At 73.4% G+C, this 26,668-nt stretch carries 23 protein-coding genes; 9 read left to right on the forward strand and 14 right to left on the reverse strand.

Annotated elements, in window-relative coordinates:
- Positions 1-28: 28 nt before the first annotated feature.
- The 5 genes from EV284_RS15230 to EV284_RS15250 all read right to left on the reverse strand — a co-directional run bounded on the left by EV284_RS15230 (position 29) and on the right by EV284_RS15250 (position 7,060).
- A complete protein-coding gene (locus tag EV284_RS15230) occupies positions 29-652 on the reverse strand; it encodes a GntR family transcriptional regulator (RefSeq protein WP_130334232.1) in 624 nt (207 codons plus the stop codon).
- 297 nt (positions 653-949) lie between these two features.
- On the reverse strand, positions 950-2,791 hold the full coding sequence (sucB, locus tag EV284_RS15235; protein ID WP_130334234.1) for a 2-oxoglutarate dehydrogenase, E2 component, dihydrolipoamide succinyltransferase: 1,842 nt from the start codon (positions 2,789-2,791) through the stop codon (positions 950-952).
- A 61-nt stretch (positions 2,792-2,852) separates the two neighbouring features.
- Positions 2,853-4,241, reverse strand: coding sequence for a dihydrolipoyl dehydrogenase (gene lpdA / locus EV284_RS15240; protein WP_030807649.1), 1,389 nt, complete (start codon positions 4,239-4,241; stop codon positions 2,853-2,855).
- Between the two features lie 241 nt (positions 4,242-4,482).
- The gene (locus tag EV284_RS15245; protein WP_130334236.1) at positions 4,483-6,009 is read right to left on the reverse strand and encodes a leucyl aminopeptidase; all 1,527 of its coding nucleotides are present in this window, start codon (positions 6,007-6,009) and stop codon (positions 4,483-4,485) included.
- Positions 6,010-6,247: 238 nt separating this feature from the next.
- On the reverse strand, positions 6,248-7,060 hold the full coding sequence (locus EV284_RS15250; RefSeq protein WP_130334238.1) for an adenosylcobinamide-GDP ribazoletransferase: 813 nt from the start codon (positions 7,058-7,060) through the stop codon (positions 6,248-6,250).
- Between the two features lie 61 nt (positions 7,061-7,121).
- Between EV284_RS15250 and EV284_RS15255 the strand changes: the two genes are divergently transcribed.
- Positions 7,122-7,886, forward strand: coding sequence for a hypothetical protein (locus EV284_RS15255; protein WP_130334240.1), 765 nt, complete (start codon positions 7,122-7,124; stop codon positions 7,884-7,886).
- Here EV284_RS15255 and EV284_RS32985 read toward each other — a convergent pair.
- From EV284_RS32985 to cobT, 3 genes are all read right to left on the reverse strand, one after another.
- Complete coding sequence (locus EV284_RS32985) at positions 7,826-8,512, reverse strand: hypothetical protein (RefSeq protein WP_207229038.1); 687 nt, start codon at positions 8,510-8,512, stop codon at positions 7,826-7,828. The genes EV284_RS15255 and EV284_RS32985 overlap by 61 nt on opposite strands.
- Positions 8,509-10,326, reverse strand: a complete 1,818-nt coding sequence (locus EV284_RS15265) for a phosphatidylglycerol lysyltransferase domain-containing protein (RefSeq protein WP_130334242.1) — start codon at positions 10,324-10,326, stop codon at positions 8,509-8,511. Before EV284_RS15265 ends, EV284_RS32985 begins: the two co-directional genes overlap by 4 nt.
- A 66-nt stretch (positions 10,327-10,392) precedes the next feature.
- A complete protein-coding gene (cobT, locus tag EV284_RS15270) occupies positions 10,393-11,520 on the reverse strand; it encodes a nicotinate-nucleotide--dimethylbenzimidazole phosphoribosyltransferase (RefSeq protein ID WP_130334244.1) in 1,128 nt (375 codons plus the stop codon).
- Between the two features lie 131 nt (positions 11,521-11,651).
- On the opposite strand from cobT, the gene EV284_RS15275 reads away from it, so the two are divergent.
- The gene (locus tag EV284_RS15275) at positions 11,652-12,494 is read left to right on the forward strand and encodes a class I SAM-dependent methyltransferase (protein ID WP_130334246.1); all 843 of its coding nucleotides are present in this window, start codon (positions 11,652-11,654) and stop codon (positions 12,492-12,494) included.
- On the opposite strand, the gene EV284_RS15280 is transcribed toward EV284_RS15275, so the two are convergent.
- Positions 12,491-13,690 carry a bifunctional adenosylcobinamide kinase/adenosylcobinamide-phosphate guanylyltransferase gene (locus EV284_RS15280; protein ID WP_130334248.1) on the reverse strand — a complete coding sequence of 400 codons (1,200 nt, stop codon included), beginning with the start codon at positions 13,688-13,690 and terminating at the stop codon, positions 12,491-12,493. The two genes, EV284_RS15275 and EV284_RS15280, sit on opposite strands and share 4 nt — an antisense overlap.
- 134 nt (positions 13,691-13,824) lie before the next feature.
- Between EV284_RS15280 and EV284_RS15285 the strand changes: the two genes are divergently transcribed.
- Positions 13,825-14,037 carry a hypothetical protein gene (locus EV284_RS15285; RefSeq protein ID WP_130334250.1) on the forward strand — a complete coding sequence of 71 codons (213 nt, stop codon included), beginning with the start codon at positions 13,825-13,827 and terminating at the stop codon, positions 14,035-14,037.
- A gap of 50 nt (positions 14,038-14,087) precedes the next feature.
- Here EV284_RS15285 and EV284_RS15290 read toward each other — a convergent pair whose 3' ends face one another.
- From EV284_RS15290 to EV284_RS15300, 3 genes are all read right to left on the reverse strand, one after another.
- Complete coding sequence (locus EV284_RS15290) at positions 14,088-15,149, reverse strand: trypsin-like peptidase domain-containing protein (RefSeq protein ID WP_130334252.1); 1,062 nt, start codon at positions 15,147-15,149, stop codon at positions 14,088-14,090.
- Between the two features lie 57 nt (positions 15,150-15,206).
- Complete coding sequence (locus EV284_RS15295) at positions 15,207-15,947, reverse strand: class I SAM-dependent methyltransferase (RefSeq protein ID WP_130334761.1); 741 nt, start codon at positions 15,945-15,947, stop codon at positions 15,207-15,209.
- A 71-nt stretch (positions 15,948-16,018) separates the two neighbouring features.
- The gene (locus EV284_RS15300) at positions 16,019-16,615 is read right to left on the reverse strand and encodes a DUF3043 domain-containing protein (RefSeq protein ID WP_086695042.1); all 597 of its coding nucleotides are present in this window, start codon (positions 16,613-16,615) and stop codon (positions 16,019-16,021) included.
- Between the two features lie 307 nt (positions 16,616-16,922).
- Between EV284_RS15300 and EV284_RS15305 the strand changes: the two genes are divergently transcribed.
- Both EV284_RS15305 and EV284_RS15310 read left to right on the forward strand, forming a co-directional pair.
- Entirely contained in the window at positions 16,923-17,720 is a 798-nt protein-coding gene (locus EV284_RS15305) for a PspA/IM30 family protein (RefSeq protein WP_130334256.1), read from the forward strand.
- A 33-nt stretch (positions 17,721-17,753) separates the two neighbouring features.
- Positions 17,754-18,032, forward strand: coding sequence for a hypothetical protein (locus EV284_RS15310; protein ID WP_086695040.1), 279 nt, complete (start codon positions 17,754-17,756; stop codon positions 18,030-18,032).
- On the opposite strand, the gene EV284_RS15315 is transcribed toward EV284_RS15310, so the two are convergent.
- Positions 18,033-19,415 carry a DUF3616 domain-containing protein gene (locus EV284_RS15315; RefSeq protein ID WP_130334258.1) on the reverse strand — a complete coding sequence of 461 codons (1,383 nt, stop codon included), beginning with the start codon at positions 19,413-19,415 and terminating at the stop codon, positions 18,033-18,035.
- Positions 19,416-19,607: 192 nt separating this feature from the next.
- Here EV284_RS15315 and EV284_RS15320 point away from each other — a divergent pair, with 192 nt between their 5' ends.
- From EV284_RS15320 to EV284_RS15330, 3 genes are all read left to right on the forward strand, one after another.
- Entirely contained in the window at positions 19,608-20,837 is a 1,230-nt protein-coding gene (locus tag EV284_RS15320) for a histidine kinase (RefSeq protein WP_207229040.1), read from the forward strand.
- Entirely contained in the window at positions 20,834-21,511 is a 678-nt protein-coding gene (locus tag EV284_RS15325; RefSeq protein ID WP_130334262.1) for a response regulator transcription factor, read from the forward strand. The genes EV284_RS15320 and EV284_RS15325 overlap by 4 nt, the downstream gene beginning before the upstream one ends.
- Before the next feature lie 156 nt (positions 21,512-21,667).
- Positions 21,668-24,781, forward strand: coding sequence for an efflux RND transporter permease subunit (locus EV284_RS15330; protein WP_130334264.1), 3,114 nt, complete (start codon positions 21,668-21,670; stop codon positions 24,779-24,781).
- A gap of 70 nt (positions 24,782-24,851) precedes the next feature.
- Here the strand turns inward: EV284_RS15330 and nadA are convergent, their stop codons facing one another.
- Positions 24,852-26,036, reverse strand: coding sequence for a quinolinate synthase NadA (gene nadA, locus EV284_RS15335; protein ID WP_030807596.1), 1,185 nt, complete (start codon positions 26,034-26,036; stop codon positions 24,852-24,854).
- A gap of 263 nt (positions 26,037-26,299) precedes the next feature.
- Between nadA and erpA the strand changes: the two genes are divergently transcribed.
- Positions 26,300-26,656 carry an iron-sulfur cluster insertion protein ErpA gene (gene erpA / locus EV284_RS15345; protein WP_031179888.1) on the forward strand — a complete coding sequence of 119 codons (357 nt, stop codon included), beginning with the start codon at positions 26,300-26,302 and terminating at the stop codon, positions 26,654-26,656.
- The last annotated feature ends 12 nt before the right edge of the window (positions 26,657-26,668 follow it).

Below are 26,668 nucleotides of genomic sequence, written 5' to 3' on the forward strand. Positions count from 1 at the left end.
CCAGGTGAGCGGGGTGTCGCTCAGCGGGTCAGGGGCGGGGCGCACAGCCCAGGACGTGGGCCTTCACCAGCTCGGCGATCCGCGGGTCGCGGCGCTGGAACGCCTGCACCAGCTCCTCGTGCTCCTCGGCGTAGGACTGCTGGACGGTGCCGAGCCAGCGGATCGACAGGGCGGTGAAGACCTCGATGCCGAGGCCCTCCCAGGTGTGCAGCAGCACGGAGTTGCCCGCGGCGCGGACGAGTTCGCGGTGGAAGCCGACGGTGTGGCGGACCTGGCCGGTGCCGTCTCCGGCGCGGTCGGCCTCGTAGAGGGCCGCGACGTGGGGTTCCAGGGCCGCGCAGCTCTCCGCGAGGCTCTCGGACGCGAGTTCGGCCGCGATGGCCTCCAGCCCGGCCCGGACGGGATAGCTCTCCTCAAGGTCGGCCGCGGTCAGGTTGCGTACGCGTACGCCCTTGTTGGGGGCCGATTCGATGAGGCGGAGGGACTCCAGTTCGCGCAGGGCCTCCCGGACGGGGGTCTGACTGACCTCCAGTTCGGTGGCGATCCTTCGCTCCACGATGCGCTCGCCCGGTTGCCAGCGGCCGCTGACGATGCCCTCCACGATGTGCTCGCGGATCTGTTCGCGCAGCGAGTGGATTACGGGCGCGGTCATGGGGGCTCCTTTTCAAGGGGCGTGGCTCTATGACCATACGGGGGCCCCGCGGGTGCCGTGCGGCGCATCGGGGGGCTTTTGCCCAGGTGAGACGAGTTGCACAGGGTGTTTTCGAGTGGTCTCGCCGTGGGGGTGTCGGTTTGGGGGTGGGCGCGACGGCGTCGTGGCTGGTCGCGCAGTCCCCCGCGCCCCTTGGGGAGTGGCAGTTGCCCTGCGCTGGGAAGCGCGCGTCTCTCCAGGCCAGGAACGGCGAAGCCCCCCTGTCCTTCGACAGGGGGGCTTCCTCACAGGCCGGGACTACAGGCCGAGCTCTACCTCGAACTCGCCCGCTTCCAGGATCTGCTTGACCGTGGTCAGGTAACGGGCCGCGTCGGCGCCGTCCACCAGGCGGTGGTCGTAGGAGAGGGTCAGGTAGGTCATGTCGCGGACGGCGATGACCGTACCCTCCTCCGTCTCCAGGACGGCCGGGCGCTTGACCGTGGCACCGATGCCGAGGATGGCGACCTGGTTCGGCGGCACGATGATCGTGTCGAACAGGGCACCGCGCGAACCGGTGTTGGAGATGGTGAAGGTCGCACCGGACAGCTCGTCCGGGGTGATCTTGTTGGCGCGGACCTTGCCGGCCAGCTCCGCGGTCGCCTTGGCGATGCCCGCGAGGTTGAGGTCACCGGCGTGCTTGATGACCGGGGTCATCAGGCCCTTCTCGGAGTCCACCGCGATACCGACGTTCTCGGTGTCGAAGTAGGTGATGGTGCCCTCGGCCTCGTTGATGCGGGCGTTGATGACCGGGTGGGCCTTCAGCGCCTGCGCGGCGGCCTTGACGAAGAACGGCATCGGGGAGAGCTTGACGCCCTCACGGGCGGCGAAGGAGTCCTTCGCCTTGCCGCGCAGCTTCATCAGACGGGTGACGTCGACCTCGACGACCGAGGAGAGCTGGGCCTGCTCGGTCAGCGCCTTGACCATGTTGTCGCCGATGACCTTGCGGATGCGGGTCATCTTGACGGTCTGGCCACGCAGCGGGGAGACCTCCAGCGCCGGGGCCTTCTTCGCGGCGGCCGGAGCCTCAGCCGCGACGGGAGCCGGGGCGGCGGCCTTCGCGGCCTCGGCGGCGGCGATGACGTCCTGCTTGCGGATGCGGCCACCGACACCGGTGCCCTTGACCGAGGCCAGGTCGACGCCGTTCTCGGCGGCGAGCTTGCGCACCAGCGGGGTCACGTAGGCGCCCTCGTCGGTCGCCTGGGTGGCGGTCGGCGCGGTCGGCGCGGTGGCCGGAGCGGCCGGAGCCGGGGCGGGCGCGGGAGCCGGGGCCGGGGCGGACGGGACCGGGTCGGGAGCCGGCGCGGTCTGCTGCTGCGGCGCCGGAGCCGACGGCGCCTGCGGGGCGGGAGCCTGCGGGGCCGGTGCGGCGGGGGCGGCCGGAGCCGGGGCAGCCGGAGCCGGAGCAGCCGGGGCCTCGGCGGCGGGCGCCTTCGGGGCCTCGGGAGCGGCGGCCGGGGCGGCACCCGCGGCACCGATGACGGCGAGCTTGGCGCCGACCTCGGCGGTCTCGTCCTCGCCGACCACGATCTCCAGCAGGGTGCCCGCGACGGGCGCCGGGATCTCGGTGTCGACCTTGTCGGTGGAGACCTCGAGCAGCGGCTCGTCGGCCTCGACGGAGTCGCCGACCGACTTCAGCCAGCGGGTGACGGTGCCCTCGGTGACCGACTCGCCCAGCGCGGGCAGGACCACGTCGGTGCCCTCGGCGGAACCGCCGCCGGAGGCCGCCTCGGCGGTCGGCGCCGGGGCGGGCGCCTCCTGCTCGGTGGACGGGGCGGACTGCGGGGCCTCCTGGGCGGCCGGGGCCGGAGCCTCGGCGGCCGGAGCCTCGGCGGCGGGGGCCGCGGCCTCGGCGGGGGCGCCGGAGCCGTCGTCGATCAGGGCCAGCTCGGCGCCGACCTCGACGGTCTCGTCCTCGGCGACCTTGATGGATGCCAGCACGCCCGCGACGGGGGCCGGGATCTCGGTGTCGACCTTGTCGGTGGAGACCTCGAGCAGCGGCTCGTCGGCCTCGACGCGCTCGCCCTCGGCCTTCAGCCAGCGGGTGACAGTGCCCTCGGTGACGCTCTCACCGAGCGCAGGAAGGGTTACGGAAACCGCCATGGTTTCTGTTGCTCCTTAGGAATTGCGGAAGTCTGTGTCGTCGCGCCCGGGGGCCGAAGGCTCAGTCGTGGGCGTGCAGCGGCTTTCCGGCCAGCGCCAGGTGCGCCTCGCCGAGCGCCTCGTTCTGCGTCGGGTGGGCGTGGATGAGCTGGGCCACCTCGGCGGGCAGCGCCTCCCAGTTGTAGATGAGCTGGGCCTCGCCGACCTGCTCGCCCATGCGGTCGCCCACCATGTGGACGCCGACCACGGCACCGTCCTTGACCTGGACGAGCTTGATCTCGCCCGCGGTCTTGAGGATCTTGCTCTTGCCGTTGCCCGCGAGGCTGTACTTCAGGGCGACGACCTTGTCCGCGCCGTAGATCTCCTTGGCCTTGGCCTCGGTGATGCCGACGGAGGCGACCTCCGGGTGGCAGTACGTCACACGCGGGACGCCGTCGTAGTCGATCGGGACGGTCTTCAGACCGGCCAGCCGCTCGGCGACCAGGATGCCCTCGGCGAAGCCGACGTGGGCGAGCTGGAGGGTCGGGACGAGGTCACCGACGGCCGAGATGGTCGGCACGTTGGTGCGCATGTACTCGTCGACCAGGACGTAGCCGCGGTCGATGTTGACGCCCTGCTCCTCGTACCCGAGGTTCTGGGAGACCGGGCCGCGGCCGACGGCGACGAGGAGGACCTCGGCCTCGAACTCCTTGCCGTCGGCGAGGGTGACCTTCACGCCGTCCTGGGTGTACTCGGCCTTCTCGAAGAAGGTGCCGAGGCTGAACTTGATGCCGCGCTTGCGGAACGCGCGCTCCAGCAGCTTGGAGGAGTTCTCGTCCTCGACCGGCACCAGGTGCTTCAGGCCCTCGATGACGGTGACGTCGGCCCCGAAGGACTTCCACGCGGACGCGAACTCGACGCCGATGACACCGCCGCCGAGGATGATCGCGGACTTGGGCACGCGGTCCAGGACGAGGGCGTGGTCGGAGGAGATGATGCGGTCGCCGTCGATCTCCAGGCCCGGCAGCGACTTCGGCACGGAGCCGGTCGCGAGCAGGACGTGGCGGCCCTCGATCCGCTGCCCGTTGACATCCACCGACGTGGGGGAGGACAGCCGGCCCTCGCCCTCGATGTACGTCACCTTGCGGGAGGCGATCAGGCCCTGGAGGCCCTTGTAGAGGCCCGAGATCACGTCGTCCTTGTACTTCTGGACGGCGGGGACGTCGATGCCCTCGAAGGTCGCCTTGACGCCGAACTGCTCGCTCTCGCGGGCCTGGTCGGCGATCTCGCCCGCGTGCAGCAGGGCCTTGGTGGGGATGCACCCCTTGTGCAGGCAGGTGCCGCCGACCTTGTCCTTCTCGATCAGGGCGACGTCCAGGCCAAGCTGCGCTCCGCGCAGGGCCGCGGCGTAGCCACCGCTGCCACCGCCGAGGATCACTAGGTCGAAAACGGTGCTGGCGTCGTTCGCCACGTCACGTCCTCCATGCATGTGCGCCTGTGCCGGTCTCCGATGACCGGCAGGCGGCTGGTGTCCGGCCGCTCAATGCTTCGGCCCTGTGGTGGGGGCCCTGTCCTGCCGGGCTCCATCTTTGCACCTGTCGGGGGTGCGACGGACGCCGGGCCGGGGTGTGAGACGCCCCACGTCCGCGCCGGACGCCTCGCGCCGGGGGCGCGGACCGGCCCGGTCCGCGCCCCCAGGGCCTCCCGCGGGGTCAGCCGAGGTCGCCGTCGGCGGTCTGCTCGGCCAGCCGCACCAAGGTGCGCACGGCGGTGCCCGTACCGCCCTTGGGCGTGTAGCCGAAGGGGCCGCCCTCGTTGTAGGCCGGGCCCGCGATGTCCAGGTGGGCCCAGGTGATGCCCTCGCCCACGAACTCGCGCAGGAACAGGCCGGCGACCAGGCCGCCGCCCATCCGCTCGCCCATGTTGGCGATGTCGGCGACGGGGGAGTCCATGCCCTTGCGCAGGTGCTCGGGGAGCGGCATCTGCCAGGCCGGCTCGCCGGACTCCTCGGCCACCTCGTGCAGCGCGGTGCGGAAGGCGTCGTCGTTCGCCATGATCCCGAAGGTGCGGCTGCCCAGCGCCAGCACCATCGCGCCGGTCAGCGTGGCCACGTCCACGATCGCGTCCGGCTCCTCGGCCGAGGCCGCCCACAGCGCGTCGGCCAGCACCAGGCGGCCCTCGGCGTCGGTGTTGAGCACCTCGACGGTCTTGCCGCTGTACATGCGCAGCACGTCACCGGGGCGGGTGGCCGAGCCCGACGGCATGTTCTCGGCGAGCGCCAGCCAGCCGGTGACGTTCACCTTGAGGCCGAGGCGGGCGGCCGCGACGACGGCGGCGAACACGGCGGCGGCGCCGGCCATGTCGCACTTCATCGTCTCGTTGTGCCCGGCGGGCTTGAGCGAGATGCCGCCCGAGTCGTAGGTGATGCCCTTGCCGACGTAGGCGAGGTGCTTGTCCGCCTCCGGGTGCCGGTACGCCAGCTTCACCAGGCGCGGGGTGGACGCCGAGCCGGCGCCGACGCCGAGGATGCCGCCGTAGCCGCCCTCCTTCAGGGCCTGCTCGTCCAGCACCTCGATGGTGAGGCCGTGCTCGTCGGCCGCGGCCTGGGCGATCGCGGCGAACGCCTCGGGGTCCAGGTCGTTCGGCGGGGTGTTGACGAGGTCGCGGGCGCGGTTCAGCTCCTCGCCGACCGCCCTCGCGCGGTCGACGGCGGCCTGGTAGCCGGCCTCGCCCTCCGCGCCGCCCAGCAGTACGGCCTCGCCGAGCGGGCCGCCCTCGTTCTCCGCCTTGTCGTCCTTCGGGCTCTCCTTGTACGCGTCGAAGGCGTACGCGCCGAGCAGCGCGCCCTCGGCGATCGCGGCCAGCGCGCCCGGACCGTCCACGGGGAGCGCGAAGGAGGCCTTCTTGGTGCCGGAGAGACCGCGGGCGGCGACGCCGGCGGCCCGGCGCAGCGCCTCGGCGTCGTATCCGGCGTCCGCCTCGGGCTCGGCGCCCAGGCCCACCGCCACCACGAGCGGGGTGCCGAGACCGGCGGGGGCGGGCAGCTTGGTCAGCTCGCCCTCGGCGCCCGAGGCACCGAGGGTCTTCAGGACGCCGGCCAGCCCGCCGTCGAACGCCTGGTCCACGGCCTCGGCGCCGGGCGCCACGACGGGGCCCGTGCCGGCCTTGGCGACGCCGATCACGATCGCGTCGGCCCGCGGGCCCGGCGCCGCGGCCGGCTTGAGAGTCAGAGCAGTCACGGTGGTGAAATCTCGCTTCCGATGTGAAGTTTGCTGGAGCCGTTTGCGCAAGCCGGTCGTCCGCGAGGGGCGACCGCCGCAAGGGGTGGGTCGACTCCCTGTCGGCGAACACCCGCCACGAGGGTACGCGCGTCGTCGCGTCCGCTCTTGGCCGAGGACCACCCCGGCCGCCCGCACCGCGGGTACCCCTGCCGGACCGGTGGGACAACTCGCCGCAGGTACGGAACAGTTGCCGCTCTCAGCCGGCCAGTGGGCCGCTGCCTCCCAGGCACAGCACGAGCAGCGCGGCCGTCGCCGCGGTCTCCGCGAGGGCGCCGAACACGTCCCCGGTGACCCCGCCGAAGCGGGAGACGCAGCGGCGCAGCAGGAGTTCGGCCGGGACCAGACAGAGCGGCACGGCCACCGCCGCGCGCACCGCCTCGAACGGCCCGAGCAGCGCCCCGCCCGCACCGGCCGCCAGCGTCACCACCGCCCCCACCGCCAGCGCGCCCGGCACCGGCACCACCCCGGCCACCGCCGCCCCGAGCCCCTCCGGACGGGCGGCCGGCACCCCGGCGCGCGCGGCCAGGGTGAGCGCCAGCCGGGCCGCGACCGCCGAGACGACGGCGCCGAACGCCCCCCGCGCCCACGAGTCGCCGTACAGCCCGGCGAGCGCGGCGACCTGGGCCAGCAGCGTCAGCACCAGGGTGAGCACGCCGAACGGCCCGATGTCGGACCGCTTCATGACGGCGAGGGCCTGCTCGGCGGGCTTGCCGCTGCCCAGCCCGTCGGCGGTGTCGGCGAGCCCGTCCAGATGCAGCCCGCGGGTGAGCGCGGCCGGTACGGCGGCGGAGGCGACGGCGGCGAGCAGCGGGCCCGCGCCCAGCAGCAGGAGCAGGAGCCCGGATCCGGCCGCCGCGAGGCCGACGGCCAGTCCGGTCAGCGGTGCGCACAGCATGCCCGCACGCGCGGCCGTACGGTCCCAGCGGTGCACCCGGACCGGGATCACGGTGAGGGTGCCGAAGGCGAAGCGGGGCCCGTCGAGCGGGTCGGGCGGCGGGGTCTCGGGCATCGGCGCAGGCTACCGGGGCTGTCGCCGGGCCTCGTCGGCGGGCCGGGGATAAAGTGCGCACATGGGGCACTGGTGGGAGCGGAACATCCTGGAACCGGGCAAGCTTCCGCTGCTGCTGGCCCTCTTCTCGTTCGTCCTCACCTTCGTCGTGACCCGGATCATCGTCCGGCTGATCCGCGCCGGGAAGGGGCCGTTCGGCAACGTCCAGGCGGGCGGGGTGCACATCCACCACGTGGTGCCCGGTGTGGTGCTGACCATCGTCGGCGGTTTCGGCGCCGTCGCCAGCGACCGGCACGGGGCGGGCGGCGCGATCGCCGCCGTGGTCTTCGGGATCGGCGCCGGGCTGGTGCTGGACGAGTTCGCGCTGATCCTGCATCTGGACGACGTGTACTGGAGCGCGGAGGGCCGCAAGAGCGTCGAGGTCGTGGTCCTCACCGCCGCGCTGGTCGGGCTGCTGCTCGCCGGCTTCTCCCCCTTCGGCGTGAACGACCTCTCGCAGGACGAACTGCAGGACCGGGGTGAGGTCATCGCCTTCGTCACCGCCAACTTCCTCGTCTCGCTGGTCGCGTTGAGCAAGGGCAAGGCCCGTACCGCCGTGTTCGGCGCGATCGTGCCGCTGCTGGCCCTGGCGGGCGCCATCCGGCTGGCCCGGCCGGCCTCGTTCTGGGCGCGGCGCTTCTACGGCCGGCGCCCGCGCGCCCGCGCCCGGTCCCTGCTGCGGGCCTACCGGCACGACCGGCGCTGGGCGGGGCCCCGGCGGGTGGTTCAGGACTGGATCGGCGGCAAGCCCGACCCGTCCCCGGCCCGGCTGCCCAGGGGCGGCTGAAGCCCTGCCAGGCACAGGGTGCCCACGGCGAGCAGGGCCGCGAGGTGCTCCTTGCCGGCCAGGTTGTCCTTGAGCAGTACCTCGATCACCATCGCGGCCGGTACCGCCACCGCCGTCACGCGGGCGTGGTGCCGTACCGCGACGTACACCGCGAGCCCCACCACGGCCGCCGACGGGCCGGTGTCCACCACCAGCGCGTCCGAGGCGGGCAGGCCGAAGGGGGCGTGCGGCCCGAGGGCGACGCCGACACGGGCGTACAGGGTCCCGGCGAGCGTGGCGGTGTAGGCGATGAGCAGGGTGCGGCGGCGGCCCAGGCAGAGTTCCGCGACGCCGAACACGCAGAGCACCTGGGCCAGCGCGCCCCACACCGGCAGGTCCAGGGCGGGCACGAACAGGGAGAGCGGGGTGCGCAGCAGGGCCAGCCACAGCGGGTCGGCGGCCCGTACGGCGCCGGCCGCCTCCACCAGCGCGAAGCCCCAGGGCTGGTTCTGCACGAACTGCAGCAGCGCGGTCAGGCCCACCGCGCCCAGCGTCAGCGGCGCCCCGGACAGCGGGCCGCGCGCGAGCAGCGCCGTCCGCAGGGCCGTGTACAGCGGGCCCCACTCGGCGCGCGCCCACGCTCTCACCGGTGGGTCTCGAGCTGTCTGCGGTGCAGCCACTTCGGCAGGCCCGGCGCTTCCAGGAATCCCTCCGCGCGGGCCGCCGCCAGCGCGATGCGGGGCAGGTCGGCGCTCTTCTCGAAGAGCAGGAAGCGCGGCTCCCAGATGGGCCGGTACTTGGCGTTGGCCCGGTACAGCGACTCGATCTGCCACCAGCGGGAGAAGAAGCTGAGCAGCGAGCGCCACAGCCGCAGCACCGGCCCCGCGCCGATACGGGCGCCGCGCTCGAACACCGAGCGGAAGACGGCGAAGTTCAGCGAGACCTGGGTGACCCCGATCTCCCGCGACCGGCGCAGGAGGTCGATCACCATGAACTCCATCAGCCCGTTGTCGCTGTCCCGGTCACGGCGCATCAGGTCCAGCGAGAGCCCGCCGGGACCCCAGGGCACGAACGACAGCAGGGCGCGCAGCCGCCCGTCGGCGTCGGTGCACTCCAGCATCACGCACCGGCCGTCCTCGGGGTCCGCGAGCCGGCCCAGCGCCATGCTGAAGCCGCGCTCGGTGGCACCGTCGCGCCAGTCGTCGGCCCGCTCCACGAGACGGGCCATCTCGGCCGCCGGGATGTCCTCGTGCCGCCGCATCCGCACCTCGTACCCGGCCCGCCGCACCCGGTTGTAGGCCTGCCGCACGGTCCGCATGGCGCGGCCCTCCAGCGTGAACTCGGCGACCTCCACGATGGCTTCGTCGCCGAGTTCGAGGGCGTCCAGGCCGTGCCGGGCGTAGACGGTCCCGGCCTCCTCGCTCGCGCCCATCACCGCGGGGATCCAGCCGTGGGCCCGCGCCTCGGCGAGCCAGGGCGCGATGGCGCCGGGCCATGCCTCGGGGTCGCCCAGCGGGTCCCCGGAGGCCAGGCTGACCCCGCCCACCACCCGGTAGGCGACGGCCGCCTTGCCGGTCGGGGACCACAGCACGCTCTTCTCCCGGCGCAGCGCGAAGTAGCCGAGGGAGTCGCGTTCGCCGTGCCGTGCCAGCAGCTCCCGCAGCCGCTTCTCGTCGTCCTCGGTGAGCGGGTCGACGGCGCGGCGGGAGCGGAACGCGGCGTACAGGACGGCGAGGAGGAGGGCGGTGCTGAGCACGTTGACGGTCACATCGGCCCAGTTGGGCGTGTCGATGCCGGGGAAGCCGGCCTCCTCGGTGGCCACCGACACCAGTCGCAGCGCGCCGTACTGCCAGCGCTCCCAGAAAGTCGAACGGGCCGCGTCCGGCGCCTGGTTGGTGGCCGTCACCAGCAGCGCGGCGAGCAGGGAGGCCGCCGTACCGCCACCGAGGGCCACGACCGTGGCGAGGCGGGGGTTGGCGCGGTCGCCCTTGGCGTAGAACTCCCGGCGGCCGAGCAGCAGGACGGCGACGAAGGCGGCCGTCAGCGCCAGGGAGACCCAGTTCTGCGGGGAGCGGCGGATCTCCGGGAAGGCCATGGCGACCGCGAACAGCGCCAGGAACGCCCCGCTGAGCACCAGGTTGAGAATCCAGGCGGCCCGCTTGCGCCGCCGCATGGTGATGGCCAGGAACGCGGTGAACACACCCGAGGCGAAGCCGGCCGTCAGCAGGTACGGCGTGAACAGGTTCTCCTGGTTGTGGCGGCGCACGTCCTGGCCCAGCGAGACCCACACCGCGCTGAGGAAGTTGACGAACGCGACGGCCCGCAGGTACCAGACGGCACCGGAGGCGGCCCGGCGGGACGACACCCCGCCCGGCCGCTGTCCCGGCTGCCCGGTCCGCCGGTCCGGTTCCGTCCGTCGGTCCGGCTCGCACGACCGGTCGGCAACTCGGACATCTCCCATGAGCGGGGATCATATGTCCGCTTTTGCCGTGAATCGCGCTCATCGGCGCCGTGGGACGCGGCCGGGCTAGACGCTCTGCCCGGACTCCGCGGACTGCCCGGACTCCGCAGACTCCGAGGGCTGCTCGGGCTGCTCGGCCTTCTCCGCCTCCGGCCGCTCCGGGAGCTCGGCGGCCAGCGCCGCGGCCGAGCGCACCAGGGGAAGCGCCAGCAGCGCGCCCGCGCCCTCCCCGACCCGTACGCCCTGGGTCAGCAGCGGCTCCAGCGCCATCCGGTCCAGCGCCTTGGCCTGCCCGGGCTCGCCGCTGTCGTGGCCCGCGAGCCACCAGTCCGGCGCCCGGAACGCCACCCGCTGGCCCACCAGCGCGCAGGCCGCGGCCACCACGCCGTCCAGGATCACCGGCAGCTTGCGCACCGCGCACTGGAGCAGGAACCCGGTCATCGCGGTCAGATCGGCGCCGCCCACCGTCGCCAGCAGTGCGAGCTGGTCGCCGAGGACCGGGCGGGCCCGGCGCAGCGCGTCCCGTACCGCCGCGCACTTGCGCATCCAGGCCAGGTCGTCGATGGCCTCGCCGCCGCGTCCGGTCACCACCGAGGCGTCCGTCCCGCACAGCGCGGCCACCAGCACCGCCGCCGCCGTCGTGCCGCCCACGCTCACATCGCCGAGCACCACCAGGTCCGTGCCGGAGTCGGCCTCCTCGTCGGCGATCGCCATGCCCGCGCGGAACGCGGCCTCCGCCTCCTCGGCGGTCAGCGCGTCCTCCACGTCGATCCGGCCGCTGCCGCGCCGCACCCGGTGCCGGGTCACCTCGGCGGGGAAGGCGTCCGGGTCACAGTCCAGGGAAAGGTCGACCACCCGGACCGGCACGTCCAGCCGGCGGGCCAGCACCGCGGCCGGGCTCGCGCCCTCCAGCACCGCCCGGACGAGGCCGGCCGCGCCGCCCGCGGGGCGGCGGGAGACGTCGAGGGCGGCGATGCCGTGGTCGCCGGCGAAGAGGACCAGCTTCGGGTGCTGGACGGGCCGTACCGGCACCGCGCCCTGCGCGGCCGCCAGCCACTCGCCCAGCTCGTCCAGCCGGCCCAGCGCGCCGGACGGTACGGCCAGGCGCTCCCGCCGCGCCTCGGCGTCCCGGCGCACGCCGCCGTCCGGGCGCTCGATCAGATCGGTGAAGTCGTCGAGTTGAAGGCTGTCCATTCGCGGAACAGTACCGCCCGCGCGCGAGGCGCCCCGCGCCACACCGCCACCACGCCCGGCGCACGTCATTGCACCCAAGATCGGCATCCCATACGTTCCGGTTTACCGCGAAATGCCGCACAGGAGCCGCCATGCCGTCCTCGCCCTCCGCCCCGCAGGTCAGCGGCCGGTTCCCCGGCCCACGCCGCGAGGACTGTCCCTGGTGCGGCTCGGGCCGCCTGCGCACCCGGCTGCGCGGACCCCGCGCCCTCGCACTCGACGAGTGCGAGGCGTGCGCCCACGCCTTCCAGAACCCCCGCTCACCCGCCGACGCCCCCTCGTCCGCCGACCGCTCCCACCGCGCGACCGCCCGCGCCCTCGCCGAGCTGGCCGATCCCGAGAGCTGGCTCGACGTCGGCACCGGGCACGGCCACTTCCCCGAGGCGGCGCGGGAGTTCTTCCCGTACACCAGCTTCGACGGGCTCGACCCCACCGAGCGGGTCGAACGGGCGCTCGCCGAGGGCCGGGTGGAGGAGGCCCACCGGGGGCTGCTCACCACGCCCGGCGTCACCGACCGGCTGCGCGCCCGCTACGACGTGGTCAGCATGCTCCACCACCTGGCCCACGTCCCCGACCCCCGTGCCGAACTCCGGGCGGCGCTGACCGTCCTCCGCCCCGGCGGACACCTCGTCGTCGAGGCCCCGGCCCCGGACAGCGCCTACGCCACCCTTCTGGGCCCCCACTGGCTCCCGCACCGGCACGCCCACCTGCTCCCGCTGCCCAACCTGGAAGCCGAACTCCACGCCCTCGGCTGCACGGTCACCACCACGGCCCGCCTCCACCAGCCCCAGGACCTCGCCACGACCTTCCCCCGCCCCCTACGCGCCCCCCTGACGGCCGCCACCGCCCTGGACCACCTCCTGGCCCCCCTCACCCGCCGGACCCGCTTCGCCAACACCTACCGGGTCGTGGCCCGGAAGCCGGGACGGTGCTAGCCCCGCAGCACCAGCGCCTGGCCCGCCACCACCAGCACGACCTGCTCGCACTCCGAGGCGAACGCCGCGTTCAGGCGGCCCAGTTCGTCGCGGTAGCGGCGGCCGGAGGGTGTGGCCGGGACGATGCCGGAGCCGACCTCGTTGGAGACGGCGACGACCGTGCGCGGAGTCTCGCGTACCGCCCGGGTCAGTTCGCGGACCCGGTCGCGCAACGCCTTCTCGCCGCCGTCGGCCCACTGGGCGTCGTCCCAGGCGCCGACCGCGTCCATCACGTCGGTCAGCCAGAGGGAGAGGCAGTCGATGAGCAGGGGCGGGCCGTCCTCCGCGAGGAGCGGGACCAGGTCCGTCGTCTCCGCCGTACGCCAGGAGCCGGGCCGGCGTTCGCGGTGCGCGGCGACCCGGTCCGCCCATTCGCCGTCCCCGGCGCGGGTGCCGCCGGTCGCCGCGTAGACCACGTCCGGGAAGGACTCCAGGCGCCGCTCCGCCTCCACCGACTTGCCCGAGCGGGCACCGCCCAGCACCAGCGTCCGGCGCGGCACGTCCGGCACCTCGTCGTACGCGCCCACCGCCAGCGTCACCCCGTCCGGCACCGTCCGCGCCCCGGCCGCCGCCAGCCGCCGGGGCAACTCCACCGCCTGCGGCACGTCGTGGTCCAGGTGGACGGCGACGACGTCGGTCGCGGGGCCCACCCCGCCGGCCGCCCGCAGCCGGGCCAGCGCGTCCGGGCGCCCCACGATGTCGGCCAGCACCATGTGGTACGGCTCCGCCACCCGCTCCAGTCCCGCCGGGGCGCCGCCCGGCGGGAGGTACAGCAGCCTCAGCCCGTCCGGCCCGGTCACCTCGTAGCCCGTGCCGCCCGCGTCCATCGCCAGGGCCCGGACCCGATGCCCCGTCAGCAGGGTCAGCTCGCGGCCGTCCGGCACCCGGACCGGCTGGGGGAGTCCGGCGGGGACCTCCACGGCGGGCCCGTCGTGCGGGTGGGAGAGGAGCACCTGGCGGACCCGGCCCAGCGAGTGCCCGGCGCGGGCCGCGGCGAAGGCGGCGCCCGGTGTCAGGTCCAGCAGCAGGGCCCCGTCCACGAGCAGCGCGGTGGCCGCCCGCGCGTCCGGGCCGAGCGCGCTCGCGCACACGGCACAGGGGCAGTCGGGGCGGGGCAGTCCCGAGGGGGCACCGGTGCCGAGCAGAGTGACGTCCACGGAACCGATTTTCACCTGTCCCGGCGGGCGCCGCGCACCGGGCCACCTGAGCGGACGGTGATCCACGATGTCCTGTGGGCGGCCCCGTGGACCGCATACCCTCTCCCGCAGGAGTCGGATCGAAGGAGGCCCGCATGACAGCTTGGACGTGGCGGTTCGAGAAGGCCGACGGGAGTGAGGTCCCGCCCGCCGTGGAGCCCGAGGAGTTCACCACGCAGGGCGACGCCGAGTCCTGGGTCGGCGAGAACTGGAAGGCGTTGCTGGAGGGCGGCGCGGACCAGGTGCGCCTCTTCGAGGAGGGCACCGAGATCTACGGGCCGATGAGCCTCGACGCCGAAGGGGTGTAGACCCGCTCCAGCGGGGGCGGGGTTCCTCCCGCTCCCGTCCGGGGCGCCCCTCACTGCTCCCCGAGCGTCACCTCGGCCGTGTGCCGCTCGCCCGAGCGCTCGTAGGTGACGGCGACCTTCTCGCCGGGTTTCCTCTCCGCCAGCACCTCGGCGAGTTCCGTGGTGGTGCCGACCGGGCTGTCGCCCAGCCGGGTGATCACGTCGCCCGCCTCGAGCCCCGCCTTCGCCGCCGGGCCGTCCCGCCGCACCGTGACCACCGCCGCCCCGGCGGGCCGGTAGCTCTCGTCCACCACCGTGCGGACCGTGACGCCCAGCGCGGCCCGGCCCGAGTCGGTGACCCTGCCGCCCGCGACGATCTGGTCGGCGACCGTACGCACCATGGACGCCGGGATGGCGAAGCCGATGCCCGGCGCCGCCCCGCCCTGCATGCCGGGGTCGGCCGCGCCCAGCGTCGGGATGCCGATGACCTGGCCCTTCAGGTTCACCAGGGCGCCCCCACTGTTGCCCGGATTGATCGCGGCCGAGGTCTGCACCATGTTGGGGATCGTGGCGCCCGCGCCGCCGTCGTCGCCGGGCTCGCTGACGGTCCGTCCGGTGGCCGAGACGATGCCCTGGGTCACGCTGGAGGACAGCCCGAGGGGGGAGCCCATGGCCAGCACGATCTGGCCGACCTCCACCTTGTCCGAGCCGCCGAACACCGCAGGGCGCAGGCCCGCCGGGGCCTTGTCCAGCTTGATCACCGCGAGGTCCTGCTCGGGGTAGGAGTAGACCAGGCTCGCCGTCAGCGGTTCCTCGCTGCGGGCCGTGGTCACCCGGAAGGTCTTCTCCGAGCCGACCACGTGCGCGTTGGTGACGATGTGGCCCTTGTCGTCGTAGATCACGCCCGAACCTAGGGACTGCCCCGCCTGGATCTGCACGACCGAGGGCAGGACGTCCCTGATGACCTTCTGGTACTGGTCCTGGAGGTCGTCCGCCGCCCTCGGCAGCGCCGCCCGCGGCTCGTCCTTCCGGGCCGGGGCCGCCGGGTCGGAACAGCCCGCGAGGGCGGCGGCGCACACCAGCACGACGGCCACGGCACCCCTGCGCCCGGTCCGGATACGGGAAGCGTCCATGGACGAGTCTCCCCACGGCGGACAGGCCGTGGCCCGCCCAGTACCGCCGAACGGGAGCTACCCCCGCACCCCGCACAGATGCAGCAGTTCCGCGATCCCTCGGTACGGGTCCGTGCGGCAGGCGCGTTCCTCGACGGCGAGGACGGTCTCCAGGTCGCCGGGGCAGACGGGGGCGGAGGGGACACGGCCGGCGAAGACCTGGACGCCGTACCAGGCGTGCAGCGGGGCGGCGATGCCGTGCAGGGTGGCCGTCAGGGCGGAGAGGCGGTCGGCGCGGCCCTCGGGGGCGGGCGCCGGCGGGCCGTCACCGTCGGCCTCGGTGCGGGAGCGGGGGAGCAGGGCGGCGCTGTCCAGCGCGGCCAGCGCACCGGCCCAGTCGCCGGCGAGGCCGGGCCCCATGGCGAGGGCGTCGCCGTTGCGCACCAGCAGGGACAGGAGCCCGCCGGGCGCCAGCATCCGGGCCAGCCCGGCCACCAGCGCGTCGGGCTCCTCGACATGCATCAGCACCCCGTGGCACAGCACCACGTCGAAGCTGCCCGGCAGGAAGTGCACCCCGGTGTCCCGGCCCTCGCCCTGCACCAGCCGGACCCGCTCGCGGATGCCGTCCGGCTCACCGGTCAGCGCCGCGCGCGCGGCCGCGACCAGCTCGGGGTCGCGCTCGACCCCGGTGACCCGGTGGCCGAGCCGGGCCAGACGCAGCGCCTGCGCGCCCCGGCCCATGCCGACGTCGAGCACCCGCAGCCGCCGCCCCACGGCGAAGACGCGGGCGAGCTGCTCGTCGAGTTGCCGGGTGAGCAGGTGCTCCCGGACCAGCTCGCCCGGCGTGTGCGGCCCGGTGCGGGCCGCCGTGCCGGGAGCGGCTTCTGCGCTCAGGGCCGCTCTCCGCGCTTGACCTGCGGCTTGGGCAGCCGCAGCCGGCGCATCTGGAGGGAGCGCATCAGGCCGTACATGACCGCGCCCCGGCGGTTCACGTCCGGGAACTTCTCGCCGAGCCGCTTGTTCAGCCGGTAGCCGCTGAAGGCGGAGTCGACGACGATCAGCACGATCACGATCAGCCACAGCAGCAGCGCGATGCTCTGGATCGAGGGCACCCGCACCACGCTGAGGACCAGGATCACGATGGCCAGCGGCAGGAAGAACTCCGCCACGTTGATCCGCGAGTCGACCCAGTCACGGGCGAACTTGCGCACCGGCCCCTTGTCCCGGGCCGGCAGGTACCGCTCGTCGCCCCCGGCGAGCGCGCGGCGCTGCCGGTCCAGGGCCTGACGGCGGTCCTCGCGCTGCCGCTTCGCGGCGTCCTTGCGGGACACGGGCGTACTGGCGACACTGCGGCGCTGGGTCTGGGCCTCACTGCGCTTCGGCGTGGGCCGACCCTTGGGGGCCTGCGGGTCGCGGGGCTGCATGGAGCCGGTCACCTGCGCCTTGTCGGCGGGTGCCTTCTCTTCCTTCGCACGGCTACGGAACACAAAACCCAAGGGTACGGGCATCACCGGCGTGGACCCCAGTCCCTCGGGGAACGATCCGGCAACGCCGGACGTCTATCGGGGTACAGAGGGGACGTCCTGGACGTTTCCCGGGCGAGTCGTACGCCCCGCGGGGCGTCGTCCCCGGGGATCACCTACTCCTCACGCCGGAGTGGCCGGGCCGGGGCTCGTCCTTGGGGAGGAGCGCATCGCTCCCCGAACGGTGCGGTAATGGTGGCAGGGCCCGTACTGTGGGTTCTGTCGCAGGATCGGTGAGCTGGAGTCCGTCAGAAGGGGGCGCGCGAAGCCCATGAGCGGTGTCATGAAGCGTATGGGGATGATCTTCCGCGCGAAGGCGAACAAGGCCCTTGACCGGGCCGAGGACCCGCGCGAGACCCTCGACTACTCGTACCAGAAGCAGCTGGAGCTGCTCCAGAAGGTGCGGCGCGGGGTCGCCGACGTGGCGACCTCCCGCAAGCGCCTGGAGCTCCAGCTCAACCAGCTCCAGCAGCAGTCCGGGAAGCTGGAGGACCAGGGCCGCAAGGCCCTCGCGCTCGGCCGGGAGGACCTCGCCCGCGAGGCGCTGTCCCGCCGCTCCGCCCTCCAGCAGCAGGTCACGGACCTGGAGACGCAGCACGCCACCCTCCAGGGCGAGGAGGAGAAGCTGACCCTCGCGGCCCAGCGCCTCCAGGCCAAGGTGGACGCCTTCCGCACGAAGAAGGAGACCATCAAGGCCACCTACACCGCGGCCCAGGCGCAGACCCGCATCGGGGAGGCGTTCTCCGGCATCTCCGAGGAGATGGGCGACGTGGGCATGGCGATCCAGCGGGCCGAGGACAAGACGGCCCAGCTCCAGGCACGGGCCGGCGCGATCGACGAGCTGCTCGCCTCCGGCGCGCTGGACGACCAGTCCGGTATGGCCAAGGACGACATCCAGGCCGAGCTGGACCGCCTCTCCGGCGGTTCGGACGTGGAGCTGGAGCTCCAGCGGATGAAGGCCGAGCTGGCCGGGGGTCCCTCCGCACAGCAGCAGGCCATCGAGGGCGGCACGGGCGGTCAGCAGGCGCGGCAGCAGCCGCAGGACACCCCCCGCTTCGACAAGCAGTAGCCCGCCACCGGGACCCGCGCCGAGGAGGCCGTAGTGATCGTACGGATCATGGGTGAGGGCCAGGTGAGGCTGGACGACTCCCGCTTCCCTGAGCTGAACAAGCTGGACGACGAACTGCTCGCCGAGGTCGAGGGCGGTGACGAGGAGGGTTTCCGGCGCACCCTGCACGCCCTGCTGGAAGCCGTCCGGAAGCTGGGTACCCCGCTCCCGGACGACTCCCTGGAGCCCTCCGAGCTGATCCTGCCCGCCCCGGACGCCACCGTGGCGGAGGTCCGGGAGATGCTCAGCGACGACGGGCTGATCCCCGGCTGATCAGCCCAGCGTGAAGAAGGTCGAGCGGGACTTCTGCCACTCCGGGTGGGCGAGGTCCTTGGCCTGGGTGCCGTCGCCGTAGAGGTCGGCGCTGCCGTCGTCGGTGACGAGCTGGACCCGGCCGCCGGACACGTCCAGGTCGGGCACCGACACCACGGACTCCCAGCCGCCCGCGTCCGCCGTGGGCAGGTCCAGCGCCTTCACCGGCGGGTGCCCGGCCACCCCGTCCCAGCGGTACAGGGCGTAGGGCGCGCTGTTGTCCTCGGCCGCCCAGGACCCGGCGACGATCAGGTACTGCCCCTTGTCGTTGCGGCGCAGATCGCGCACCGAGAGACCGTCGAGGTCCAGCTCGACCGGGGTGCCGAAGACAGCCTTCGTGCCGCGGGCCACCTGGTCCATGTTGGTCACCGGTACGAGCAGCGCCTTCCCGCCCTCGCCCGGCGGCACCAGCGGGGCGCGGAAGCCGACGTAGGCGGTGGTGGTGGAGCCGGGCGCGAACTCCAGGCCCTCCACGTTGAAGCCGTCCACCTGCTTCGGGGTCTGGCCGTCGGCGGTGGCGGCCGCGAAGCCGTACCGGTCGCCGTTCGCCTGGTCCCAGGCCACCAGGTCGTCCCGCAGCCGGTGCCCGGCGGTGCCGAAGGCCACCGAGGTCGCGGCGCCGGAGCCGGAGAGGGTGGTGGTGAAGACGGTGTTCCGGTCGGCCTTGTACACGCCGTCCTTGTTGTTGCCGAGCGAGCCGGTCCAGTACACGGTGTTCCCGACGCGGGCCGCGCCCTCGATGTCGACCTCCTTGGAGGCGCCCAGCGCGGAGGACAGGTTCCAGCTCCTCACCGGCGCGCCCGAGGCCGAACCGTCGTACAGGCGCAGGGTGTTGTCCTCGTCGTTGGCCACCAGGACGTAGCCGCCCCCCGCGTCCACGGCGGCGGAGGCGTCCGAGGCGCCGGTGAGGTAGCGGGCGTCGGCCGCGTGCTGGACGGCGGGGGAGGCCGCGTAGTGCAGGGTCGTGGTGGCGGACTTGCCGTCGGCGCCGGTCACCTTGAGCGTGAGGTCGGCGTACCCCTGGGCGCGGGCGGTCACCGCGACCGTACGGCTGCCGCCGGTGCCGGTGACCCGGACGTCCCCGGTGCCCGCCACCGCGCTCCGGCTGCTGCCGGACGCCGTCACCGTCAGCCCCGAGGCGTCCGCGCCGCTCTGCGCGACGCTCACCGTGACCACGGGGTCGCCGCTCGCGCCGACGGCGCCGGACAGGTAGGCGGCCGAGAGTCTGATCGTCGGGGTACCGGTGGACGCCGCGTGCACCGTGGCGGCCGGGCCGAGCACCGCCAGCAGGGCCACGGCGGTGGCGGTGGGGAGGAGACGGGAGGCGAGAGGGCGCACGGTCACTGCCTTTCGACGACGACGCATCCGGTCCGGGCGGCCCGCATGCCGACGAGAAGGCTCGGGCCGCCCGGCCAACGGCGGGCGTCCACCACGGGTATCCCCGGCGAACACCGCCCGACACCTGACGTGCCGTTCCCCGGCCCGTCCCGGTCGTCCCACACCCGGACCTTCCCGGCGCCCCGTACTGTTCACCGGGTGAGCACTCTCCGACGCGCCCGGCACCAGTTCAGGGCGCACCCCCTCACACTCGACGCGTTCATCGCGGCGGCCGTGCTGCTGTGCATGATCAGCAGCGCCTTCGCCGCACCGGACGGCGACCACGGCGTGGACTGGGGCGCCCGGCCGCCGGGCGTGCTGAGCCTGCTGCTGATGGTCCTGGCCGCCGCCGCCCTCGTACTGCGCCGCCGCTCCGCGCTCGCCGTCCTGGCCGCCACCGGCACCCTCGCGCTGATCGAGTGCGTCACCGGCGACCCCCGCGCCCCCGTGGCGATGACCACCGTCATCGCGCTGTACACCGTGGCCTCCACCACCGACCGGGCCACCACCTGGCGGGTCGGCCTGCTCACCATGACCGTGCTGACGGCCGCCGCCATGCTCGCCGGACCACTGCCCTGGTACGCGCAGGAGAACGTCGCCCTCGTCGCCTGGACCGGCATCGGCGCCACCGCGGGCGACGCCGTCCGCAGCCACCGCGCCTTCGTCCAGGCCATCCGGGAGCGCGCCGAACGCGCCGAACGCACCCGTGAGGAGGAGGCCCGGCGCCGGGTCGCCGAGGAGCGGCTGCGCATCGCCCGCGAACTGCACGACGTGGTCGCCCACCACATCGCCCTGGTCAACGTGCAGGCAGGCGTCGTCGCCCACGTCATGGACCGGCGTCCCGACCAGGCCAAGGAGGCCCTGGCGCACGTCCGCGAGGCCAGCCGTTCCGCGCTGGACGAACTGCGCGCCACGGTCGGCCTGCTCCGCCAGTCCGACGACCCCGCCGCGCCCACCGAGCCCGCCTCCGGCCTCGGCCGCCTCGACGAGCTCGCCGGCACCTTCCGCAACGCCGGACTCCCGGTCCAGGTGGCCCGCGCCGACCAGGACACCGAACTCCCGGCCGCCGTCGACCTGGCCGCCTACCGGATCGTCCAGGAAGCCCTCACCAACGCCCAGAAGCACGCCGGGACCGGCGCCAAGGCCGAGGTCAGCGTCGTACGGGTCGGGCCGAACATCGAGGTCAGCGTGCTGGACGACGGCGCCGGGGCCGGCGGGAGCGCCGGGGCGGCCGGCACCGGCGGCGGACACGGGCTGCTCGGCATGCGCGAGCGGGTCACCGCGCTCGGCGGCACCCTCACCACCGGCCCCCGGTACGGCGGCGGCTTCCGCGTCCATGCCATCCTGCCGGTCCAGACCCGCGCCGGGGCCGAGAGGAAGCCCGTATGACCATCCGCGTCCTGCTCGCCGACGACCAGGCGCTGCTGCGCAGCGCGTTCCGGGTGCTGGTGGACTCCGAGCCCGGCATGGCCGTGGTGGGCGAGGCGTCCGACGGCGCCGAGGCGGTCCGGCTGGCCAAGGAGTGCGCCGCCGACGTCGTCCTGATGGACATCCGGATGCCCGGCACGGACGGCCTGGCCGCCACCCGCATGATCGGCGACGACCCGGCCCTGGCCCATGTCCGCGTGGTCATCCTGACCACCTTCGAGGTCGACGACTACGTGGTGCGGGCGCTGCGCGCGGGCGCCTCCGGATTCCTCGGCAAGGGCAGCGAGCCGGAGGAGCTGCTGAGCGCGATCCGGCTCGCCGCGAGCGGGGAGGCGCTGCTGTCCCCGGCCGCCACCAAGGGCCTGATCGCCCGCTTCCTCGCCCGGTCCGACGCCCCCGCCCCCGACCCGGCCCGGCTGGCGAGGCTCGACGCGCTCACCGTCCGGGAGCGCGAGGTGCTCGTGCTGGTGGCCGGCGGGCACTCCAACGACGAGATCGCCGAGCGGCTCGAGGTCAGCCCGCTCACCGTGAAGACGCACGTCAACCGGGCCATGGCCAAGCTGGGCGCCCGCGACCGGGCCCAGCTCGTCGTCACCGCCTACGAGTCCGGGCTGGTCCGCCCGAGGTCGGACTGAGCTCCGGCCGCCCTACTGCGCGGGGAGTACCGGCCCGCCCCGGAAATGGACCTGGGGGCTACGGGTCGGCCCCCGGGGATGGACCAGGGTGTGGGGTGGGCGCACAGACGCGTCCCGCCGCAGCTTCTGCCGCTCACAGAAGAGAGACCCTGTCCCATGTCCTGGCTGTCCCGGTTCAGCCTCGCGCAACGGGCCCTGATCGGCCTGATGTCGCTCATCGCGCTGGTCTTCGGGCTCATCGCGATACCCCAGATCAAGCAGCAACTGCTGCCCACCATCGACCTGCCCATGGTCTCGGTGATCGCCCCCTACCAGGGCGCCTCGCCCGACGTGGTGGAGAAGCAGGTCGTCGAGCCCGTCGAGGACAGCCTCCAGGGCGTCGACGGCGTCACCTCCGTCACCTCCACCGCCAGCGAGGGCAACGCCGTGATCATGGCGTCCTTCGCCTACGGCAACGACACCAAGCGGCTCGTCACCGACGTCCAGCAGGCCGTCAACCGGGCCCGCGCCCAGCTCCCGGACACCGTCGACCCCCAGGTCGTCTCCGGTTCCACCGACGACATGCCGACCGTGGTGCTCGCCGCGTCCTCCGGCTCCGACCAGCAGGCGCTCGCCGACAAGCTGGACCGTACGGTCGTCCCCGCGCTGAAGGACATCGACGGCGTCGGCCGGGTCCAGGTCACCGGGGTGCGCGACCTCCAGGTCGCCGTCACCCCGGACGACGCGAAGCTCGCCAAGGCGGGTCTCAGCCCGGCCGCGCTCGTCCCGGCGCTCCAGGCGGGCGGCGCGTCCGTCCCGGCGGGCTCCTTCGACGAGAACGGCGCCAACCGCACCGTCCAGGTCGGCGGCGGCTTCACCTCGCTGGACCAGATCAGGAACCTGCGCGTCGCGGGCCAGGGCGGGGCGGGGCCGGTACGCCTCGCCGACGTGGCGACCGTCGCCAAGCGGCCGGCCCCGGCCGACTCGCTGACCCGTACGGACGGCAAGCCCAGCCTCGCGGTCAACGTCACCATGGACCACGACGGCAGCGCGGTCGCCATCTCCGACGCGGTCCAGGACCAGCTTCCGAAGCTCCGGGCCGACCTCGGCAAGGACGCCAGGCTCACGGTCGTCAGCGACCAGGGGCCCGAGGTGTCCAAGGCCATCGACGGCCTGACCACCGAGGGCGCCCTCGGCCTGCTGTTCGCCGTGCTGATCATCCTGGTCTTCCTGGCCTCGGTCCGCTCCACGCTGGTCACCGCGGTCTCCATCCCGCTCTCCGTGGTGCTGGCGCTGCTGGTGCTGTGGACGCGCGGTCTCTCGCTGAACATGCTCACGCTGGGCGCGCTGACCATCGCCATCGGCCGGGTCGTGGACGACTCGATCGTGGTGCTGGAGAACATCAAGCGGCACCTCGGCTACGGCGAGGAGCGCAAGGAGGCCATCCTCGGCGCCGTCCGCGAGGTCGCCGGCGCTGTCACCTCCTCCACCCTCACCACGGTCGCCGTCTTCCTGCCGATCGGCCTGGTCGGCGGCATGGTGGGCGCCCTGTTCGGCTCGTTCAGCATCACCGTGACGGCCGCCCTGCTGGCCTCGCTGCTGGTGTCGCTGACCGTGGTGCCGGTGCTGTCGTACTGGTTCCTGCGCGCCCCCAAGGGCACCCCCGAGGACGCCGAGGAGGCCCGCCGCCGGGCCGAGGAGAAGGAGGCCGGCAGCCGCCTCCAGCGCCTCTACGTACCCGTGCTGCGGTTCGCCACCCGGCGCCGGCTGGTCAGTCTGCTGATCGCGGTCGTCGTCCTGTTCGGCACCTTCGGGATGGCCGGGCTGCTGAAGACCAACTTCTTCGACCAGGGCGAGCAGCAGGTGCTCACCGTCAAGCAGAAGCTGAAGCCCGGCACCAGCCTCGCCGCGACCGACGCGCAGGCCCGGCGGGTGGAGAAGCTGCTCGGCGGGATCGACGGCATCAAGGACTACCAGGTCACCGTCGGCTCCTCCGGCTTCATGGCCGCCTTCGGCGGCGGCACCGACACCAACCAGGCGTCGTACCAGATCATGCTGAAGGACTCCGGCTCCGCGGCCGACGTGCAGCGGAAGCTGGAGGACGGGCTGAAGAAGCTGGACGGCGCGGGCACCACCACCGTCTCGGCGGGCGCGGCCTTCGGCAACCAGGACCTCAGCGTCGTGGTCAAGGCGGCCGACCCCGCGACCCTGCGCACGGCGGCCGAGAAGGTGCGCTCCACCGTGGCCGGCCTGGACGACGTCACCGACGTCACCAGCGACCTCGCGCAGAGCGTGCCGCGCATCTCGGTGCGGGCGGGCGCCAAGGCGGCCGCGGCCGGGTTCGACGAGCAGAAGCTCGGCGCCGCGGTCGCGCAGTCGGTGCGCGGTGTCCCGGCGGGCAAGGCCGTCCTGGACGACACCGAGCGCGACATCGTCGTACGCTCCGCCCACCCGGCCGCCACGCTGGCCCAGTTGAGGGACCTGCGGCTCGGCGCGGTGAAGCTCGGTGACATCGCCACCGTGAAGCTGGTCGACGGGCCGGTGTCCATGACCCGGATCGACGGCCAGCGCGCGGCGACCGTCACGGCCAAGCCGACCGGTGACAACACCGGCGCGGTCAGCGCCCAGCTCCAGTCGAAGATCAAGGCCCTGAAGCTCCCGGCGGGCGCCACGGCCGAGATCGGCGGGGTCTCCTCCGACCAGGACGACGCCTTCAAGAACCTGGGTCTGGCCATGCTGGCGGCCATCGCCATCGTGTTCATGCTGCTGGTGGCGACGTTCCGCTCGCTGGTCCAGCCGCTGATCCTGCTGGTCTCCATCCCGTTCGCGGCGACCGGAGCGATCGGCCTGCTCATCCTCACCGGCACCCCGATGGGCGTCCCGGCGATGATCGGCATGCTGATGCTCATCGGCATCGTGGTGACCAACGCGATCGTGCTGATCGACCTGATCAACCAGTACCGCTCGCAGGGGTACGGGGTCGTCGAGGCCGTCGTGGAAGGCGGCCGCCACCGGCTCCGCCCGATCCTCATGACCGCCCTGGCGACGATCTTCGCCCTCCTCCCGATGGCGCTCGGCGTCACCGGCGAGGGCGGCTTCATCGCCCAGCCGCTGGCGGTCGTGGTGATCGGTGGCCTGATCACCTCCACCCTCCTGACCCTTCTCCTCGTCCCCACGCTCTACGCGATGGTGGAGCTGCGCAAGGAACGCCGAGCGGCGAAGAAGGCGGCGAAGAAGGCCCCGGCGGCCGAGCCCAGCAGCTCGGACGAGCCGGAGACGGCCGGAGTCTGACCGGCACCACGCACAAAGGCCCGCCGGACACCTGGCCAGGTGTCCGGCGGGCCTTTGCCGTACGGGGAACCTACGGCAGTGCCAGCATCCGCTCCAGCGCCAGCTTGGCGAAGGCCTCCGTCTCGCGGTCGACCTCGATGCGGTTGACCAGGGTGCCCTCGGCCAGGGACTCCAGGGTCCAGACGAGGTGGGGGAGGTCGATGCGGTTCATGGTGGAGCAGAAGCAGACCGTCTTGTCGAGGAAGACGATCTCCTTGCCCTCGGGGGCGAACCGGTTGGCCAGCCGCCGGACGAGGTTCAGCTCGGTGCCGATGGCCCACTTGGAGCCGGCCGGGGCGGCCTCCAGCGTCTTGATGATGTACTCCGTGGAGCCGACGTAGTCCGCCGCGGCCACGACCTCGTGCCGGCACTCGGGGTGCACCAGGACGTTCACACCGGGCACCCGCTCCCGCACGTCCTCGACCGACTCCAGGCTGAAGCGCCCGTGCACCGAGCAGTGCCCGCGCCACAGGATCATCTTCGCGTCCCGGAGCTGCTCGGCGGTGAGTCCGCCGTTCGGCTTGTGCGGGTTGTACAGGACGCAGTCCTCCAGGGACATCCCCATGTCCCGGACCGCGGTGTTGCGTCCGAGGTGCTGGTCGGGCAGGAACAGCACCTTCTCGCCCTGCTGGAAGGCCCACTCCAGCGCACGCTCGGCGTTGGAGGAGGTGCAGATGGTCCCGCCGTGCTTGCCGGTGAACGCCTTGATGTCCGCGGAGGAGTTCATGTACGACACCGGCACGACCTGCTCGGCGACGCCCGCCTCGGTCAGCACGTCCCAGCACTCCGCGACCTGCTCGGCCGTGGCCATGTCGGCCATCGAGCAGCCGGCCGCGAGGTCCGGCAGGACGACCTTCTGGTCGTCGGTGGTGAGGATGTCCGCCGACTCGGCCATGAAGTGCACACCGCAGAACACGATGTACTCGGCGTCCGGACGGGCGGCCGCGTCACGGGCCAGCTTGAAGGAGTCACCGGTGACGTCCGCGAACTGGATGACCTCGTCCCGCTGGTAGTGGTGGCCGAGGACGAAGACCTTGCTGCCGAGCTTCTCCTTGGCCGCGCGGGCGCGCGCCACGAGGTCCGGGTCGGACGGCTCGGGCAGGTCGCCGGGGCATTCGACGCCCCGCTCGCTCCTCGGGTCTGCCCCGCGGCCGAGCAGCAGCAGGGCGAGCGGAGACGGCTGTACGTCGAGCTGCGGGGTCTGGGCGGTGGTCACGGCACCTACCCTTTCTACTTTTCGTCTAACTGACGTTATCTATCATAACCGCTTCACGTCACTTTGACGATGGCGATAGCGTCCATGTGACGTGAATCCCGGCCTCTGCGATGCCGGCCCGCTGCCCCCTCATCCGCCCGTGTGCGAGCATGAAGGGAGAGCGAAAACGCGGCCAGACGGTCCGCCCGGCCCGGAATGAATCGGTCGGCGCGCCGGTTGCACTGGTCGGAAAGCAGTCTCCGTACAACTTGGGAGAGATGTAGATGTCCGTATCGGACGAGACCAGCACCGTCACCGACGGCATCATCGTGACCGACGCCGCCGCGTCCAAGGTCAAGGCGCTGCTCGACCAGGAAGGCCGGGATGACCTCGCCCTGCGCGTCGCGGTCCAGCCCGGCGGCTGCTCCGGTCTGCGCTACCAGCTCTTCTTCGACGAGCGCTCGCTCGACGGCGACGTCGTGAAGGACTTCGACGGCGTCAAGGTCGTCACCGACCGCATGAGCGCCCCGTACCTGGGCGGCGCCACGATCGACTTCGTGGACACGATCGAGAAGCAGGGCTTCACGATCGACAACCCGAACGCGACGGGCTCCTGCGCCTGCGGCGACTCCTTCAGCTAAATCCGGCCCCAC

Source organism: Streptomyces sp. BK022 (assembly GCF_004217355.1).
Classification (GTDB): domain Bacteria; phylum Actinomycetota; class Actinomycetes; order Streptomycetales; family Streptomycetaceae; genus Streptomyces; species Streptomyces griseoluteus.